This window comes from Nostoc sp. (assembly GCF_036917935.1).
Lineage (GTDB): Bacteria > Cyanobacteriota > Cyanobacteriia > Cyanobacteriales > Nostocaceae > Nostoc.
In genome coordinates this window covers 1-19,132 of the sequence record NZ_JBALEL010000030.1, presented here as the reverse complement: position 1 = coordinate 19,132, position 19,132 = coordinate 1, and the positions used below count along the sequence as shown (strand labels likewise).

Below are 19,132 nucleotides of genomic sequence, written 5' to 3'. Positions count from 1 at the left end.
AACGAGTGAGGTGAAAATATATTACATCCAAACGAGAAGCGCTATATATATTTAGATAGATTTTAAACCTAATGGATAACTAATTAAAAAGCTTTGCAATCGCTGCTTAAGGATCGCAGTCCTATTTATAAATCACAAATTACATATACCCCAATATAGATTTACTCTTCAGAATTAGCCTTTACATTAATTAGTAAGAGGACATTTAGGAGAATTACTAATTCATGCCTGATGAGCATCGGCTGGAAGAACAATTTCTATCCCAAGAAGCTGAAAAAAGAATATCCAATCAGCTAGATGAAGTAGAACAAATAGAAATAGATGTACAAACCGATCTGTTAAAAATACTTCAGGGACAGGCGGATGGAGTTTCCGTTGCAGGTCAAGGATTAGTCATTAAAGAAGACATTCGCGTACAGGAAATAAAACTGCAAATAGATAGTATAGCCATCAATCCCTTCAGCGCTCTTTTTGGTCAAATAGAACTGAATCAGCCAGTAAATACCATTGCTCGAATTATACTCACAGAAGTAGATATTAACCGCGCCTTGACCTCAGACTTTGTTCGTAGCCAGATGCAAAACTTGGAGTTGAATGTAGATGGTGAAATTGTGAGTTTTGAGCCGGAAGAAATTCAGGTATTTTTACCTGGTGATGGCAAAGTAGAATTTAGGGGAAAGGTACTGTTAAAGGAAATGGGAAATACTCGCTCTTTAGCTTACACTGCGATCGGTCGCCCACGGACTCATTCCCAACCCGCGATGCTGGAGGGTTTTAACTGCACTCAGGGAGAGGGGATTTCAATAGAATTAATTACAGCATTCATCCAGAAAGCTAAAGAACTGATGAATACACCATCTTTTAAATGGGAGGATATAGCATTTTCTATCAAAGATATAGAAGTACAAAAGGGTACTTTAATACTTATGTTAGAAGCTCAGATAAACCAAATACCCTCATCCTTAAGTTTATTATCTCCTGAGTAGTATTGACAGTAGTTAGAGATAATTTTTGTTACTGAGGGATGATGTAAATGTCAGAAAATTTTTCTAATATCTTAGAAAGATACTTATTTCTAAATTCCAACTATGCAAGAGTATGATGTTGTCCTGATCGGTGCTGGACATAATGGACTAGTTTGTGCCGCTTATTTGCTAAAAGCTGGTTATAGCGTTCTGTTACTAGAAAAGCGTTCTGTACCAGGGGGTGCAGCAACAACTGAAGAATGCTTACCGCAAGAAGCCCCCGGATTTAAATTCAATTTGTGTGCTATTGACCATGAATTTATTCACTTAGGGCCAGTTGTTGAAGAATTAGAATTAGAAAAATACGGCTTGCATTATTTAGAGTGCGATCCAGTTGTTTTCTGTCCTCATCCTGATGGTAAGTATTTCTTAGGACATAAGTCAGTGGAAAAGACTTGTGCAGAAATCGCTCGTTACAATGAACGTGATGCCAAAAAATACGCAGAATTTGTAGACTTTTGGCAGCGATCGCTAGGTGCAATGATTCCTATGTTTAACGCACCGCCAAAGTCAATTATAGACATTCTTGGTAACTACGACATCACAAAACTGAAAGATTTAGTTTCAGTTATTGGTTCCCCTAACAAAACGCTGGACTTCATTCGCACGATGTTAACCAGCGCTGAAGATTTACTTAACGAGTGGTTTGATGAGGAATTTCTGAAAGCGCCACTAGCCAGACTAGCATCAGAACTTGGTGCGCCGCCATCACAAAAAACCCTTGCCATTGGTGCAATTATGATGGCAATGCGTCATAATCCGGGGATGGCCAGACCTCGCGGCGGAACTGGCGCACTTGTGCAAGCTTTGGTGAATTTAGTCACAAGTAAAGGTGGCGTTATTCTCACAGATCAGCATGTTGAAAAAGTTTTAATTGATGATGGAAAAGCTGTAGGTGTGCGGGTTGGTGGTGGTAAAGAATATCGCGCTAAACATGGGGTTATTTCTAATATTGATGCCAAGCGGTTGTTCTTACAAATGACTGATAAAAGCGATGTTAATGCAGCCGACCCAGATTTATGGGAAAGATTAGAACGCCGCATCGTTAACAACAACGAAACCATCCTCAAAATAGATTTGGCTTTAGATGAACCACTGTGCTTTCCACACCACGCCCACAAAGACGAATATCTCGTCGGTTCTATCTTGATTGCAGATTCTGTGGCTCATGTAGAACAGGCTCATAGTAAATGCACTTTGGGAGAGATTCCTGATGCTGACCCATCAATGTATTTGGTGATGCCTAGTTATTTAGATCCCACATTAGCACCACCAGGCAAGCACACTCTATGGATTGAGTTTTTTGCCCCTTATCAAATTGCCGGTGCAGAAGGTACTGGTTTAAAAGGTACTGGTTGGACAGATGAATTGAAAAACAAAGTTGCAGATCGGGTGATTGATAAGTTGGCAGACTATGCACCCAATGTCAAGAATGCAACTATCGCCCGTCGTGTAGAAAGTCCAGCAGAACTAGGAGAAAGATTAGGTGCGTACAAAGGGAATTATTACCATGTTGACATGACCCTAGATCAGATGATATTTTTCCGTCCCTTACCAGAAATAGCCAACTACAAAACGCCAATTGATAATCTATTTTTGACTGGTGCAGGGACTCATCCAGGTGGTTCAATTTCGGGAATGCCGGGACGCAATTGTGCGCGTGTGTTTTTGCAGGCAAAACATCCCATTAGCCAAACTTTGAAGGATGCGCGGGATTCGATTAAGTCAACTGTTGAGTCAGTGTTTGGCATTAATTAAGCGTTGCACAGTCAGTTTTGTAGTGGCGTGGCAAGCCTAAATATGTGCAATAGAAAAATTAGGTTATGTTTCTCAAATGTCAATATTTGAGATGTTTGTAATGCACTATTTTCGCTTTGCCACGCTACTACCAAATTGAAGCTAATGTGGAACAGCATATTTCAGGTAAATGAAGTACACGGGTAGGGGCACAACATGTTGTGCCCCTACGATTATCTGTACCTAAGAGGATGTTTTAAAAGTCCTCTTGTCGGTATCAAAACATTTTAGATCCCCCTAAATCCCCCGATAAATTGGGGGACTTTGATTCCGGTTCCCCCCTTAAAAAGGGGGGTTAGGGGGGATCAAAGTGCCTAAAATCACAGCCAAATACTTTTAAAACATCCTCTAAGCAAGTTGCAATCTGCTGTAAGTCCGAAATTATTTAGGTAATCACGAAAATATCGGTATTAGTCATAGCTAGACCTATTGCTAGTTGAGCAATTTGGATTTGACCGGATAAGCCTGTACCATCAGCATCAAAGAAGAAACCCCCTGTATTATTGTTGTAGATAAAGCGATCGCAGCTATCTTTTGCTACTGAACCGATAACAAATTGGGTGGCTTGAAGTATACCCTCGCTAAGTCCACCTCCAAACCCTATTTTAGAAACATAGATCGTGTCATCTAAGGACGAAAAATCTGTAATGTTATCCATACGCTCAGAAGGGGTATTAATAGTAAAAACATCAGATCCAGTTCCTCCCGTTAGGGTATCATTACCTAAACCTCCAACTAAAGTATCGTTACCACTTCCCCCTATAAGCATGTCATTGCCATTTCCACCATTTAGCTCCTGATTACCAGTAATAACAGGTTTAGGCAAGTTATCAGTCCCATTAATATTGTCTGTATCTGTTAAGGTGAGGTTTTCTTCATTGGCTGCTAAAGTGTAGCTAACGCTTGATGAAGTAGTCAGAGGTGATATCGAAGTGGGCGCACTATTGGCAACAGTGAGTAAAGTTCTAAATACCTTTTGGTTGCTGGTTATACTCTCATCAAATTCTGGGATTGAATTAGTTGGATCGAGAAATGAAACAACGTAGTAATTTCCAATCGGGATATTGGGAAACGCACCGTTCCAAGTCGCTGTTCCCGAATTGAATGGGTTAATCGAAGAAATAGTTATATTAGCAATTAGGTAATGAGAACCAATACTATTAGTGACATCGGCATCAGTGGAAGCGTAAAAAGAAACCGAGAAAGTGCCTGTCGCGGCTGTACCATTGTTGCGAGGATAGACTGTGATGCTGAAATTTTCCCCATTTTTGATATTATTGTTACTAAAACTTCCCAGAGTTGTGTTAAACCACACGTCAGAATCTACTAAATCAGCTTTGTCAGTGGGTTGGCGCGTGGCAGTATCTTCGTTAATCCAGTTTTTAATATCGTTATATCGAGTGCTTGTAATTCGGGCGAACTCGTTGTAAAGCGGAGTTCTGTTGCTGCTTGTCTCATTTGAAACTACTCCATAAATAGTTGGTTCATTTGTGTTGGACTTATAAAGCCAGAGAGGGCCTCCACTATCTCCCGGTATAATATCTAGCTCAGTACTACGCAAAGTCAAGTCAGTTGTACTTGTGATTTTTCCACTCTGAGTCCACATATCATAGTTGTCCGATCTTCCATCGCTGTTGGAATCAAACTTATCAGAAGGGTATCCAGTGACATTCATTAAAGTTCCACTGCTGAGATTATCGTCATATCCATAGTTAAACCAGCCAGTGAAGTTTCCAATATTGCGGTCAAGAGTAACCAGTCCTATATCGTATTGAAAAGTTTCGCTTTTAGTTTGATCTCCTTGAGTCCATCCTTCAAAAGAACGTGTATAAACAGATTTGGCTTCACCATAGTACTCGTAGTCAGCCCGGTTTGTACCAGCAATGATATTTCCTTTAGAACCAAGCATCACCTCAATTTTATCTGCCCAGCCCCCATATTTTGTCTCATACACACAGTGTCCTGCTGTTAAAAAGTGGTAGGGATCAATCATCGCACCAGAAGCGTTAACGATAATATCATCAGCAGTATTAATAACGCCATCTGGGCCTTTCCAACGTATTCTCATCTTTCCTACAGCACTAAACGGAAAACTTGTCGTGTTGCTAACTTTTGTCCGACCATCAGGAGAGAAAACAGACATAGTTTTAGATCCTTAATAGAAAATGATGAATACACAATATACAAATTAATGCCCAAAACTTATCTCATGGCATTAGGAAATTCATTAGCAATTTATATTAATGGTTTTTTTTCACCAAAGTTTTAAGGAATCGTAAAGCTGTAATAATGCTGTATATTTAATACCAATTATTTATGTGGTCTATCAAGAATGTAAAGTTAACTTAAATTATTCTTTTTAAGAAGGGAAATAAAAGTAATTAATCGAGATGAAGGTTGGAAAAACTAGGTATTCTGATATTACTTCTGTTCTCGATCCTGTGATATTACCTCCCGATGATAGTAGCTGATTTATCTCGTCGGCATTGGCGGGTTGAAGAGGCTTTTCATAAAGGTGAATTACTACACGAGTGCGATGTCTAGGACGAGCTACGCCTATACAACGTATATAGCAACACAAATAATCATTTTTTGACTAAAAGAGGTTCTAAGCAATTGCTTTATGTGTATTTAATATGATAATGTTATGTACGCTTGATTTGAATAATAATTTATGCGTCGTCAACAAAGCTGTTTCTGAAAATATAAGTAAATTAATGGGTAAAAACTAGTGTATTTTGATAATACTCAAAAAACTAACAAATTTTAACATCATCTAATAATTCTTGTAGGTACAGCATGGTTTTTCGGCACTGCTTCGTTGCATCTGGCTTGATAGCTTTCTTCACATTTGGCTGTAGTGGTGGGGCAAACTCATCGGCAGAAAATACTACACAGGTTGTCCAAGAAAGCAATGTAACCCAACTTTTCATAGAAGCGAAGGCTACGCAAAAAGCAGAAGATTCCTTTCATCAAGGTAATAATTTATTAGATGGACAACATTATGAAGATGCCATAAAAGCTTATGATAAAGCGATCGCCATCAAAGTTGAGAATCCTGAAGCTTGGATTAACCGTGGCATAGCCTTAACATCGTTGCAACGCTACCAAGACGCTCTTGCATCCTATGATCGAGCGATCGCGATCAAACCCGACAAATATGAAGCTTGGTATAATCGTGGCATAGCCCTAACATCGTTGCAGCGCTACAAAGATGCGATCGCATCTTATAATAGAGCGATCGCCATCAAACCAGACAAATATGAAGCCTTAATTAACCGAGGCATAGCTCTGACAAAGCTGCACCGCTACCAAGATGCGATCGCATCTTATAATAGAGCGATCGCCATCAAGCAAGATTTGCACCAAGCATATTACAATAAAGCTTGCTCTTATGCTTTACAAAGCAATCTGGAATTAGCAATTGAGAACCTAGACAAAGCAATCAAGCTTGTTCCTGATAAATATAAGAAATTAGCAAAAACTGACCCAGACTTTAGCAAAGTGCGTAGTGAAAAGCAGTTTCAGGAATTAATACAATAGTATTTTATCACCACCACTCAGTGTAGAATATAAACCTGCTGTAGAAAGTATTTTTTCTTGAGCGGTTTACGATTAGACATGAAAAAATTGTTAATCACCGGGGCAAGTGGTTTTTTAGGATGGCATCTTTGCCAGCTTGCAACACAAGAATGGGAGATTTATGGCACTTATTTATCCCATCCTTTAGAGATTCCTGGCATGAAAATTTTAAAAGCGAACTTAACAAATTTTCAGGAATTGAAACGTATCTTTAATGATGTCAACCCAGAAGCAGTTATTCATACTGCTGCACACTCCCAACCAAATTTTTGTCAAACCAACCCCAAAGAATCGCACGCAATTAATGTTATAGCATCCTGTAATATTGCCGGACTTTGCGCGGATAATTCTATTCCTTGTGCTTTTACTTCAACCGACTTAGTTTTTGATGGCTTAAATGCTCCCTATCAAGAAACAGATGCCGTGTGTCCTGTCAATCTTTACGGTGAGCAAAAAGCGATCGCAGAAGCAGATATGCTAGAAAGATATCCCATGACCGCAGTGTGTCGAATGCCGTTGATGTTTGGTGCAGCAACACCCACAGCTAAAAGCTTTATTCAGCCATTTATTCAAACTTTACAAGCAGAAAAAGAACTAAGTTTATTTATAGACGAATTTCGCACACCAGTAAGTGGAACAACTGCCGCCAAAGGACTTTTATTAGCATTAGAAAAAGTTAACGGCATCATTCACTTAGGTGGCAAAGAGCGGATTTCGCGTTATGATTTTGGACAGATATTAGTGGAAGTATTTCAACTTCCCGCCACCGGTCTTAAATCTTGCCGACAACAAGATGTGAAAATGGCAGCACCTAGACCAGTAGATGTTTCTTTAGATAGTTCTAAAGCTTTTGCATTGGGGTATCAGCCTTTATCTGTAAGGGAAGAATTAGAGGCAATACAATTCAGTTAAGACTAAGGAATAAGAATTAAATAACATACAATTTATGTCCCTGGCTTACCTCACCCTCAATCCCTCTCCTTATAAAGGAGAGGGATTGAGGGTGAGGTTTTGCATTTTATTTAATCCACGTTCCTAAGTATTAAAACTCAGGCTATTTGAGGATGCGATTACCTCCGGTACGCTAAGAGGATATTTGAAAAGTCTACGCTTGTATCTAGATCCCCCCTAGGGCGTGTTTTCAAACCTTTCTTGAAGCACCTGAGTCTTTGGAGATCCCCCCAACCCCCCTTAAAAAGGGGGGCTTTTAGAGTTTCTTTTCCCCCCTTTTTAAGGGGGGTTAGGGGGGATCTTCGAGTTTGAAAACAGTCTCTAGCCCCCCTTAAAAAGGAGGGAATAACGTTCTCAAAGTCCTCCAATTTATCGGAGGATTTAGGAGGATCTAAAGTTTTGGATACCTCAGTCACCACTTTTCAAACAACCTCTAAGAGGATGTTTTAAAAGTCGTGATTGATGTATCAAATATTTTTACCCCTCCCTAACCCTCCCCGTATGTATTGGGGAGGGAACCGGATTTTTCTTGTTTCCCCCCTTTACAAGGGGGGACTAAGGGGGGTAACAACGCAATTAAAATCACAGTCAAACACTTTTCAAACATCCTCTAACGCAACGGAAAAATCTAGCTTTATTGAGAATTTACTAATGTAATTGATAATTTAACCCCGATCTCAACACTGTAGTACAACACGGCGCAAATAAAGCACCCATTCCAAATCAATGAAACGCTTACGCTCTATTCATTTTTAATTTTTAATTCCGCCTTGTAGTAGTAGGGGCAATTCATGAATTGCCCCTATCTGAAAATTAGGGTTTTGGTTATTGTTTGCGTAAGTCCTGATTTAGATGCGTTTGCCCTGTGCTTATCGGCTAACTTTTCATTGGCAAACTTAATTTTTATTTTTACCTTTAATTAAAGTCTGCTTAAACTCATAATTCTAAAATAGGGTGTCTCAAAATAATTGGAGACTTCTTTCTTTTTCTTGAAAAAGAAAGAAGTCATTGATTTCATCACTGTTCTAACCAGTTATGAATATCAATTTGAAAAATAAGTAAGTTATAAACAAGCCATTTTTATAGCTTGTAGTTGCATTGCTGAAAGAAATTTATGGTGAGGAAAACTGAGATGAAATTGGTGACAAAATTATTGGTTGCTGCTGCTACTCTTACTTTAGGTTTTGCTACCGTAGATGCCAAATCTGCATCGGCTGCAATTCTTAATTACGCTTTCACAGTTGATAGCCCAGTAACTAAGGGAAATGGCTTTTTTAGCTTTGATGACTCAACCTTCAGCAATGACTATAATCCCGAAGCTGCCATTAAGTCACTCTCTTTCAAATTTGATGGAGACTCTACCGTTTACACTGAACAAGATGATGCCAACTACCCAGATTTTCCTCTGATCTTTGCAAGCACATCCTTAACCGGAAAAACATATTTTGCCTTAGATTATCAGTTCAATGATAAAGCTAATCCTTCCAGTTCTATCAGTTATGAAATTATTGGTGAGGATTTTACAATTTTCTCTAAAACTTCTCCAGACGCTGAACTTATATCAGGTACAGTTTCTTATAGACAAGTACCTGAACCTACACCTTTAGTTGGCGCTCTTTTTGCTTGTAGCCTTGGCTCGATGATGAAGAAAAAGGTAGCATCAATGAAAAAGGTTAAAGTCTAACCTTGGTTAAGTTGATATTAACGCTTTCTTTGCCAAGGATTAATCTCTTATTAGTAAGCTTTTATGTGGCAAAAACACATCTAACACATTGATAGCAGCAGAAAAAATTGGGAATTAAAATCTGATTTTGGTAAGGAAATTAGTTACGGAATTTCCCTACAATTACCCTGCCTTCTTTGTGTTAGCTGTTGTTGTACTTTAACTTACCTGTTAGCCAGGAGTAGAGAATGGTAGATTACCGGAATTTTGAAAAGTTCCTGCACAGTCGAATCAAACGACGCAACTTAATTATTGGGGCAGGAGCATTGTCTGGTTTAGCGATCGCTAACCAATTTTCTCCTCAAAGAGCGATTGCCACCAGCAGATTTTCCAATTATCCTTTTACTTTGGGTGTAGCGTCGGGTGAACCCTATCCTACCAGCGTAGTGGTTTGGACTCGTCTCGCTCCTGAACCCTTAAACGGAGGTGGAATGCCACCTGTGAATGTGCCAATTCGCTGGGAAGTTGCAACTGATTGTAATATGAGGCGTATTGTCTCTAGAGGTACGGTACTGGCAACCCCAGAACTAGCTCATTCAGTTCGAGTTGTGGTAGAAGGACTGCAATCTGATACTTGGTACTGGTATCGCTTTCTGGTCGGGCAAGACGCTAGCCCCATTGGTCGCACTCGTACAGCGCCTTTAGCAAATAGCTACTTAAGTAAATTTAACTTTGGCCTTGTCTCTTGCCAAAACTATCAGCAGGGATTCTATACCGCCTACAAATATCTAGCACAGGAAGACCTCGATTTAGTAGTGCATGTTGGCGATTACATCTATGAAGGGGGAATCTCAAATAATGGCCCCAGACAGCACAACAGTGCAGAAATTGTGACTTTAGAAGATTACCGCAACCGTCACGCCCTTTATAAAACCGATACCAATCTGCAAGCTGCTCATGAAGCGTTTCCGTGGATTGTCACCTGGGATGACCATGAGGTAGAAAACAACTACGCCAATAACATCTCAGAAATTGATACTGAACCAGATCAGGATCGGGCAATTTTCCTCCAACGGCGAGCTGTTGCTTATCAAGCTTATTACGAACACATGCCACTGCGCCCCTTCTCGCGTCCAGTTGGCCCCGATATGCAACTTTACCGTCGGCTCTCCTTTGGTAACTTAGCCACCTTCCATGTCCTAGATACCCGCCAGTATCGCACCGATCAGCCCTGTGGTGATGGTACTAAACAACGTCCTTGTGGAGAAGATCCTAATGGAACCATTACTGGCAAGCGTCAGGAAGATTGGCTATATGATGGTTTAAATAGCTCACAGGCTAAGTGGAACGTTTTAGCTCAACAAGTTGTAGTTGGTCAGATAGACACAAAAGCAGGGGAAGGCGAAACCTACAGCATGGATAAGTGGGATGGTTATGTGGCTTCCCGCGATCGCCTCATGCGTTTCTTAGAACAGCGCAAACCATCTAATCCAGTAGTCTTATCAGGCGATATTCATTCCAACTGGGCAATAAATTTAAAGGCTGACTTTAATAACCCAGAATCTGCTACGGTCGGGAGTGAATTCGTCTGTACCTCCATAACCTCCGGTGGAGATGGTTCAGACACTAGCCCCGCAGTTGAAGCTTACTTACCCGATAACCCACACATTAAGTTCTTCAACGGTCAACGGGGATATGTTCGCTGTGCCCTGACTCCCACAACCTGGAAGTCAGATTATCTAGTTTTATCAAACGTTACAACCCAATTTGGCACGATTAGTAAGCGGGCTTCATTTGTGGTTGAAGATGGTCGTCCAGAAATACAACAAGCCTAATCGTCTAATTCCCAGGTATCACAACTAGATAATCACAGACAGAAACAGGTAAATCATCAGTTTTTATCTGTTTCTATCTGTGTTTTCATTTTCATAAAGAGGAGTTAGGAGTTAAAACTCTTAACTCTTAACTCTTCCCTTGAGTTTAATAAGCATCGATTGGCAGACAAGAACAAACAAAATTCCGATCGCCAAAGGCTGCATCAATGCGACCGACAGCAGGCCAGAATTTATACTCACGAGTCCAAGGTGCAGGATAGGCAGCTTGTTCACGAGAATAAGGATGCTGCCATTCTCCAGCGATGAGGCTTTCGGCAGTGTGGGGTGCGTTCTTCAAAACATTATCTTGGGCATCCACCTTGCCAATCTCTATTTTGGCAATTTCTTGGCGAATAGAAATCAACGCATCACAAAAACGATCCAACTCTTGCTTAGATTCACTTTCTGTAGGTTCCACCATGATTGTACCCCCTACAGGCCAGGAGACAGTTGGCGCATGGAAACCATAATCTATGAGACGCTTGGCGACATCATCGATTTCGATCGCAGCTGATTTTTTGAGCGATCGCAAATCTAAAATACATTCATGGGCAACTAGACCATTTTTCCCTTGATACAAAACCGGATAGTACGATTCCAGTTTCTTGGCGATATAGTTAGCGTTGAGAATCGCCACCTTAGTAGCTTGGGTTAAACCATCTGCACCCATCATGGCGATGTACATCCAAGAAATCACCAAAATACTCGCACTACCCCAAGGCGCAGCCGCCACAGCACCAATATTTGAGTGCTGAGTTGACTTATCGATAGTGACAACAGGGTGTCCGGGCAAAAACGGTACAAGATGAGCAGCAACACCAATGGGCCCCATACCAGGGCCGCCACCACCATGCGGAATACAGAAGGTTTTGTGCAAGTTTAAATGGCAGACATCCGCGCCAATATCTCCAGGACGGCAAATTCCCACTTGGGCGTTCATATTTGCCCCATCCATGTAAACTTGTCCACCGTGACTATGGACAACAGCGCAGATTTCCTGAATTGGTTCCTCAAAGACACCGTGAGTTGAGGGATATGTCACCATCAAGGCGGCTAATTCATTGCTGTGTTTTTCTGCCTTCCTCTTCAGGTCATCAACGTCAATATTACCTTGTGAGTCACAGGCGACAGCCACCACCTTCATCCCACACATCACCGCACTTGCAGGATTTGTCCCGTGTGCGGAAGTGGGAATCAAACAAACATTACGGTGTCCTTCACCACGATTTTCGTGATACTGACGAATCACCAAAAGTCCAGCGTATTCGCCCTGAGAACCAGCATTTGGTTGTAGAGAAATTCCGGCAAACCCGGTAATTTCAGCTAACCATGCCTCAAGTTGCTCAAACAGGATTTGATAACCTTGCGTTTGGGATGCGGGTGCAAATGGATGAATCTTGCCAAATTCCTCCCAAGTAACCGGAATCATTTCAGCAGTCGCATTCAACTTCATTGTGCAAGAACCCAAGGGAATCATCGATGTAGTTAGCGACAAGTCCTTGCTTTCTAGCTTGTGCAGATAGCGCAATAACTCAGTTTCTGAGTGATAGCGGTTAAAAACTGGGTGAGTGAGATAGGTACTTGTACGGGAGAGAGGGAGATGGGAGGATGAGGAAGAAGTTAATTCTTCAAAAGTGAAGGGTAAATCATCTGTACCAGCGAAAATCTGCCAGAGGTCGATTAAGTCTTCTGGTGTAGTTGTCTCATCCAGCGAGATACCAACAGCATTTGCATCAAAAACCCGCAGGTTAATTTGAAGCTGTTCGCTAGCTGCGAGAATATCTTCTAAATTGCGTCTTCCCAGTTCTACTCGCAGCGTATCAAAGAAATCTTTGGAACTGATGCTGTAACCTAAACGCTTCAGTCCTTGTGCCAGCAACACTGTCAAAGAGTGGATATTTTCGGCAATTTGCTTCAGTCCAGCAGGCCCATGATAGACCGCGTACATACTCGCCATTACTGCCAGTAACACCTGTGCGGTACAAATATTACTAGTAGCTTTTTCGCGGCGAATGTGCTGTTCGCGGGTTTGCAAGGCGAGACGTAATGCAGGTTTCCCCTGGGCATCTTTTGATACTCCTACAATTCGCCCTGGAACCAGCCGTTTATACTCTTCCTTCGTCGCAAAGTATGCCGCGTGAGGCCCCCCAAATCCCAAAGGAATACCGAACCGCTGCGTGCTACCGACAGCAATATCAGCGCCAAATTCTCCAGGAGGGGTTAGCAAAGTTAAACTTAAAGGATCTGCTGCTACCGTCACCAATGCACCCTTAGCATGGGCTTTTTCTATAAAAGCGCGGTAGTCGTAAATGGTGCCATCACTTGCAGGGTATTGCAGAACAGCCCCAAAAATTGCTTGATCAAAATCAAATGTTTGATGATCGCCAACAATGATCTTAATCCCTAATGGTTTAGCACGTGTTTGCAACACATCAATGCTTTGGGGATGGCAATCACTAGAGACAAAATAGGCATTTGCCTGATTTTTGGAGACACCATAGCTTAGGCTCATCGCTTCAGCGGCGGCTGTGGCTTCATCAAGTAACGAAGCATTGGCAATTTCTAAACCTGTGAGGTCGATAATCAGGGTTTGAAAATTCAGCAACGCTTCTAGTCGCCCTTGAGCAATTTCTGGCTGATAAGGAGTATAGGCAGTATACCAACCGGGGTTTTCTAGGATGTTACGCCCAATCACTGGTGGGGTAATAGTGTCATAATATCCCATACCGATGTATGAACGGAAAACCTGATTTTTGGCAGCAACTTTTTTTAACGATGCCAGTGCGGCGTACTCACTTTCTGGTTCTGGTAACTTTAACGGTTGCTTCAGCCGAATTGTCTGTGGAACTGTTTGGTCAATTAGGGCATCTAGGCTGGGAAACCCCAAAACCTTAAGCATCAGCTGGATGTCATCGGAGTTGGGGCCAATGTGTCTTGGCGCAAAACTACTTAACTTTTGACTTTTTTTGTCCAGCGCTTGCTGCTCATTAGACTTGAGAATAGGGGCGTTTAATACCACAAATTACTCTCCAGATAGTACTATTTCATATTTTGCAATAAATACTCATGAGAAGTAAGTGTAACTTTTCAGTTCATCTAAATTTCATGACTTATCTTCAGGTGTGGTGGAAACCGACAGGGGAGCAGAGGGGAATTTGCTGCAAGTCTTTCCGCTCTGCCTCTTTCCTATTCCCCTTCTACTTGGGCGCGATACTCATCCGCTGTCAAGGCATCCTCAACTTCGTCAGGGTCATTGACGCGCACTTTCAAAAACCATCCTTCTCCGTAGGGGTCTTCTGACACTTCTTCGGGAGAATTAATTAAGGCTTCATTGCGTTCTATAACAGTGCCTGTCACTGGTGAATTCAGTTCTTCAACGGCTTTCACTGATTCAATTGTGCCAAAGTTTTCTCCCCTGGTAAGAGCATCGCCAATTTCTGGCAGTTCCAAAAAGACGATATCACCCAATTCATGTACGGCAAACTCAGTAATGCCAATGGTGGCAATTTCACCATCGATTCGCACGTATTCATGAGAATCCAGGTATCTGAAATCTTGAGGATATTCAAAAGACATATCACTTCCTCTCCCTTATCAAAAAAATTATTTCCCTAACAGTCATCCAAGCCATATCTGGTAATGAACCTTAGAGGTTGTTTGAAAAGTCCTCTTGTCGGTATCAAAACATTTTAGATCCCCCTAAATCCCCCTTATAAAGGGGGACTTTGATTCCGGTTCCCCCCTTTTTAAGGGGGGTTAGGGGGGATCAAAGTGCCTAAAATCACAGCCAAATACTTTTCAAACATCCTGTTAGTGTAGATAGATTGAATAACTCACAACACATTATTCCGCAAAAACCTTGGCGCTTGTTAGTTGGCAACACGATTTTTTGACCGATAAAAGGGACGTTTAACTACCACTGCTGGGTAAGCTTTGCCACGAATTTCGACTTCTAGCTGCTGACCGATAGTTGCTAGCTGGGTGGGAACGTAGGCTAAGGCAACGGGATAACCAAGTGTGGGTGACAGGGTGCCACTAGTAACTTCTCCCACAACTTTACCTGCGGATAACACTTGATAGCCGTGACGGGCAATGTTACGTCCTTGGGTTTGCAAACCTACCAATCGGCGTTGCACTCCAGTGGCTTTTTGTTGTGCTAAAACTTCCCGACCAATAAAATCGCCTTTATTATCTAAGTGAACTAGCCACCCCAAACCTGCTTCTAAGGGTGTGGTGGTATCATCGATATCTTGTCCGTAAAGTGCCATCGCCGCTTCTAGCCGCAGGGTATCTCTGGCACCGAGTCCACAGGAGACAACACCAGCTTTATGGAGAGTTCGCCATAATTCTACCCCCACATCCGGGTCTACCATCACCTCAAAGCCATCTTCTCCGGTGTAACCCGTGCGGGCTAGGAAGGCAGGTTTACCTAGTAGGGTTGCTTCTAAATGTCCAAAGGCTTTGATTGGTTGTAAGTCTTCTTGCACTAATGGCTGGAGATATTTAGTCGCTTTTGGCCCTTGCACGGCAATTAAGACTTTATCTGGTGAAAGGTCTTGGAATTGCACCTTATCCAAGTCAAGGTGTTGCAATAGCCATGCTTTATCTTTACTGGATGTTGCCGCATTGACTATGATGAATGCCTTCTGTATACCAACGGCGTCTTCACCTTGATAATAAACAATGATGTCGTCAATAATTCCGGCTTGGGGATTTAACAAGACGGTGTATTGTGCTTGACCAGCTAGCAAACGACTCAAGTCGGAAGGCACTAGTGGCTGGAGTTGGGAAATTAGGTTTTTACCTTGGAGGATAAATTTGCCCATGTGGGAAATATCGAACATTCCGGCTGTATTTCTTACAGCCTCGTGTTCGCGGCTAATTCCACTAAATTGCACAGGCATTTCCCAGCCGCCAAAGCTGGTAAGGCGTGCTTTGAGTTCTACACCCAATTCATATAAAGGGGTTCGCGCCAGAGATTGGGCGTTGTCTTCTTGATTAGCCACAGGTAATTATTGCGTAGATGCGGAGCAACTTGCCGTTAGGCATCGCACCTCAACATCTATCATCCTACGAGAGATTAGGGAAGAGGTGACAGGTGACAGGTGATAGGGAATAATCTCTACCCTGTAACACCTGTACCCTATTCCCTTCTTCACTCCCTTATCCCCTTCTGTAAGGTTTAATAGTTAATGGTGCAAGTGTTGAGATTTATTAAGAAGACATTATGAAATATTTGCAACTGTTAGCTAGCTTTGTCTTAGCTATGGTTCTTTTTTTGTTTCCCCTATCGGCACAAGCTGCTAGTTCTTCCAGTATTACCCGTTCTGTGGGGAATGATGAACTTAAGGGCAAGGATTACTCTGGTCAAAGTTTAATTGGTACTGAGTTTACCAATCTCAAATTAGAGAATGCTAATTTTAGCAATGCTGACTTACGTGGTGGCGTGTTTAACGGTAGCGTATTGGAGGGAGTAAATCTGCATGGTGCTGATTTTAGTGAAGGTATAGCCTATCTAACAAGGTTTAAGGATGCTAATTTAAGTGATGCTGTGTTGACCGATGCAATGATGCTACGTTCTACTTTTGATGGCGTGGATGTCACAGGTACTGATTTTACCAATGCAATTTTAGATGGGATACAAGTGAAAAAGCTTTGTGTTAAAGCAAGTGGTGTGAATTCTAAAACTGGTGTGGATACTCGCAAGTCTTTAGGATGTAAGTAGAGTCTCACCCCTCTTCTTCGCTGATGAAGAGGGGGATATTATTTTAAACTGTTCGAGGACGCAGAGAGCGATCGCTAGTGATATGCTTCTCTTAAAAAGCTGGCATAATTTGCCCGAACCGTCATCGTAGTCGGATGACTTATACCTAAAGTCCGTTCACAAATTCTCAAAGCTTTTTCAAACAAGGGTTTGGCTTTCCGGTAGCGTCTTGTATAACGGTAGAGTGCTGCTAGATTGTTCAGGCTAATGGCGACATCGGGATGGTTGTCTCCCAGCAAGCGTTTACTCAGTTCTAAAGCTTGCTGATACAAGGGTTCGGCTTGGTTGTAGCGTCCTGTAGATTCGTAGAGTTGTGCTAAATTGTTTAGGCTAGTGGCAACATCGATATGTTGTTCTCCCAGAAGGCGTTTTCTCAGTTTTAAAGCTTTCTCAAATAAGGGTTCGGCTTCGCTGTAGCGTTTTGTATAACAGTACAATGCTGCTAAATTGTTCAGACTCGTGGCAACTAATGGATGTTCTTCTCCCACTAGGCGTTTCCACAGTTCTAAAGCTTGCTGATACAAAGGTTCGGCTTCGCTATAGCGTCCTGTAGATTCGTAGATTAATGCTAAATAGCTCAGGCTAGTGGCGACATCGGTATGTTCTTCTCCCACTAGGCGTTTTCTCAGTTCTAAAGCTTGCTCAAGTAAGGGTTCGGCTTCGCTGTAGCGTCCTGTAGATTCGTAGAGTAATGCTAAATTGTTCAGACTAGTGGCGACATCAGAATGTTCTAAACCCAGACGATTTTGAGTTAGTTCTACACACCGTTGCAACCAAGGTTCTGCTTGCTGATAAAGTCCTTGATTTTGATAAAACCAGGCTAATTTAGTAAACAGAGTAATTATATTTTCATCGCCTAAATATTCGGATAGGTGGCTTGCAACTTCTGTAATGTGGGGGATATGTGGAGTCAGGTTGAGAATATCTTCAGAGTTAAGCTGTTGCGGAATTAGCTTTGCTATCTCTAACATCATCGCTGCAAATTTAGTTTTTGCTTCATCCGCCTGACTTGATTTATCCAACTTCATTTGGAAAAGTTGCCGAATCAGTGGATTTAGACGATAAATTCCTTTACTTTTCTGTTGTAGTAAATGCAATTCTAGTAAATCGGCTATGGCTTTCTCGTTGAGTTGTTTTTTATCATCTTCTATTGTCTCAACAGATAGGGGAATGTCAGCTAAAGCACACAAACTTAGCAAACAGCCAAAGCTTTGGGCATTTTCATCCAACTGTTCCCAACTCAATTCAAAAGCTTCAACTATACCGTATTCATCAGGCATCAATGAGTTAGCATTGACTACTGGTTTATGTTCCACTCGTTTCTTCTCTAGCCGCTTCAGCAGTGTTTCCAGAGACAAATCTGGCATTTTATCCAGGTATCGCCCCACTAACTCTAACGCTAAAGGTAAATATCCCAAAAATTTACAAATTCTTCTCGCAATCCAAGCTTCTTGTTGCAGTCGTTTCCGAACCACCAGCGATTTGAATAATTTCATCGCCGCCAATGGTTTGAGGACATCCAATTCGCTATTATATTTTGCGCTCAGGTAAACTTGTAACTTTTCTAGTTTGTCTCGATTGTTAAAAGTCGTTAACTCAGGATAATTCTGGGCAAACTTGTCATATACCTCACCCAGCCATTTTGTGAAAGCAGCAATATCAACGTTTAATTCGCTGGCAAGTTTAGCTTTATTTTTACCTAAGTTTTCTGTCTTAAGATATTTTGCAAAGGCTGCCGTTTGCTCTAGAGATAAGCCATTCGTAGCAGCTTCTTTGGCTAGAAAATTAGCCCATTGCATAAACAGGTTATAAAATTTATTTTTATTCTAGCTTTGTCTCCATTGGGAAATCTTCTCTCTTTGGGATAGAAATACCATTTGGATAGAAATAATTTAAAAGCAGTGGCTTGCCTTTAGGTATTGCTACTTGAGCCTGTGAAGTTCAAGTTTCGAGTTTCGTACTCAAAATGGCTAGGCGATGTCTACGACGGGCTACGCATACGCTCTATTCTGTACTGTACTTTCGATATGTGGGGGCATGAGAATCGAACCGCAGAGGCGCAGAGGACACCGAGGAAGAAATTAAGAGGGAGCGATCGCTATTTGAAGTTAGAATTGATGTGCGATCGCTGTTAAAATTTGAACTACAACTGTTGTGTAGCATCAATTTGGTGTGATTTGTTTGAAAGGTGCGATCGTTAGCGATATGCTTCTCTTAAAAAGATTGCATAATTTCCCCGAACCATTATTGTATCGGGATGACCTACACCTAAAGTCTGCTCACAAATTGCCAAAGCTTGCTGATAGAGGGGTTCGGCTTCACTGTAGCGTCTTGTAGATTTATAGAGTCCTGCAAGATTGTTCAAGCTATTGGCAACATCGGGATGGTTGTCTCCCAGTAAACGTTTTCTCAGTGCCAAAGCTTGCTGATACAAAGGTTCGGCTTCGCTGTAGCGTCCTGTAGATTCGTAGAGTCC

The 19,132-nt window shown here is 41.8% G+C and carries 13 protein-coding genes; 7 read left to right on the top strand and 6 right to left on the bottom strand.

All coding sequences use genetic code 11. The features are described from left to right. Positions 1-224 precede the first annotated feature (224 nt). Both V7K62_RS13130 and crtO read left to right on the top strand, forming a co-directional pair. A complete protein-coding gene (locus V7K62_RS13130; RefSeq protein WP_334864543.1) occupies positions 225-986 on the top strand; it encodes an LmeA family phospholipid-binding protein in 762 nt (253 codons plus the stop codon). A gap of 102 nt (positions 987-1,088) precedes the next feature. After that, positions 1,089-2,783, top strand: coding sequence for a beta-carotene ketolase CrtO (gene crtO / locus V7K62_RS13125; protein ID WP_334864541.1), 1,695 nt, complete (start codon positions 1,089-1,091; stop codon positions 2,781-2,783). A 424-nt stretch (positions 2,784-3,207) separates the two neighbouring features. Here crtO and V7K62_RS13120 read toward each other — a convergent pair whose 3' ends face one another. Further along, positions 3,208-4,965 (bottom strand): trypsin-like serine protease, encoded by a 1,758-nt coding sequence (locus V7K62_RS13120; RefSeq protein WP_334864539.1) that lies wholly within the window; start codon positions 4,963-4,965, stop codon positions 3,208-3,210. Between the two features lie 656 nt (positions 4,966-5,621). On the opposite strand from V7K62_RS13120, the gene V7K62_RS13115 reads away from it, so the two are divergent. The 4 genes from V7K62_RS13115 (at position 5,622) to V7K62_RS13100 (ending at position 10,853) form a co-directional block, all read left to right on the top strand. Beyond that, entirely contained in the window at positions 5,622-6,365 is a 744-nt protein-coding gene (locus V7K62_RS13115) for a tetratricopeptide repeat protein (RefSeq protein ID WP_334864537.1), read from the top strand. Between the two features lie 78 nt (positions 6,366-6,443). Continuing rightward, positions 6,444-7,316 carry an SDR family oxidoreductase gene (locus V7K62_RS13110; RefSeq protein WP_334864535.1) on the top strand — a complete coding sequence of 291 codons (873 nt, stop codon included), beginning with the start codon at positions 6,444-6,446 and terminating at the stop codon, positions 7,314-7,316. Positions 7,317-8,469: 1,153 nt separating this feature from the next. Further along, positions 8,470-9,039 carry a PEP-CTERM sorting domain-containing protein gene (locus tag V7K62_RS13105; protein WP_334864533.1) on the top strand — a complete coding sequence of 190 codons (570 nt, stop codon included), beginning with the start codon at positions 8,470-8,472 and terminating at the stop codon, positions 9,037-9,039. 227 nt (positions 9,040-9,266) lie between these two features. Further along, complete coding sequence (locus V7K62_RS13100; protein ID WP_334864531.1) at positions 9,267-10,853, top strand: alkaline phosphatase D family protein; 1,587 nt, start codon at positions 9,267-9,269, stop codon at positions 10,851-10,853. A gap of 145 nt (positions 10,854-10,998) precedes the next feature. Here V7K62_RS13100 and gcvP read toward each other — a convergent pair whose 3' ends face one another. The 3 genes from gcvP to gcvT all read right to left on the bottom strand — a co-directional run bounded on the left by gcvP (position 10,999) and on the right by gcvT (position 15,898). After that, positions 10,999-13,911 carry an aminomethyl-transferring glycine dehydrogenase gene (gene gcvP / locus V7K62_RS13095; protein WP_334864529.1) on the bottom strand — a complete coding sequence of 971 codons (2,913 nt, stop codon included), beginning with the start codon at positions 13,909-13,911 and terminating at the stop codon, positions 10,999-11,001. Positions 13,912-14,078: 167 nt separating this feature from the next. Further along, positions 14,079-14,468: a glycine cleavage system protein GcvH gene (gene gcvH, locus V7K62_RS13090; RefSeq protein WP_334864527.1), complete on the bottom strand. Its 390-nt coding sequence runs from the start codon at positions 14,466-14,468 to the stop codon at positions 14,079-14,081. 293 nt (positions 14,469-14,761) lie between these two features. Next, a complete protein-coding gene (gene gcvT / locus V7K62_RS13085; RefSeq protein WP_334864525.1) occupies positions 14,762-15,898 on the bottom strand; it encodes a glycine cleavage system aminomethyltransferase GcvT in 1,137 nt (378 codons plus the stop codon). Positions 15,899-16,119: 221 nt separating this feature from the next. On the opposite strand from gcvT, the gene V7K62_RS13080 reads away from it, so the two are divergent. Then, complete coding sequence (locus tag V7K62_RS13080; RefSeq protein ID WP_334864523.1) at positions 16,120-16,617, top strand: pentapeptide repeat-containing protein; 498 nt, start codon at positions 16,120-16,122, stop codon at positions 16,615-16,617. Between the two features lie 74 nt (positions 16,618-16,691). Here the strand turns inward: V7K62_RS13080 and V7K62_RS13075 are convergent, their stop codons facing one another. Both V7K62_RS13075 and V7K62_RS13070 read right to left on the bottom strand, forming a co-directional pair. Further along, positions 16,692-18,455, bottom strand: a complete 1,764-nt coding sequence (locus V7K62_RS13075; protein WP_334864521.1) for a tetratricopeptide repeat protein — start codon at positions 18,453-18,455, stop codon at positions 16,692-16,694. Between the two features lie 398 nt (positions 18,456-18,853). Next, the coding region (locus tag V7K62_RS13070) for a tetratricopeptide repeat protein (RefSeq protein WP_334864519.1) at positions 18,854-19,132 on the bottom strand (279 nt) is incomplete at its 5' end.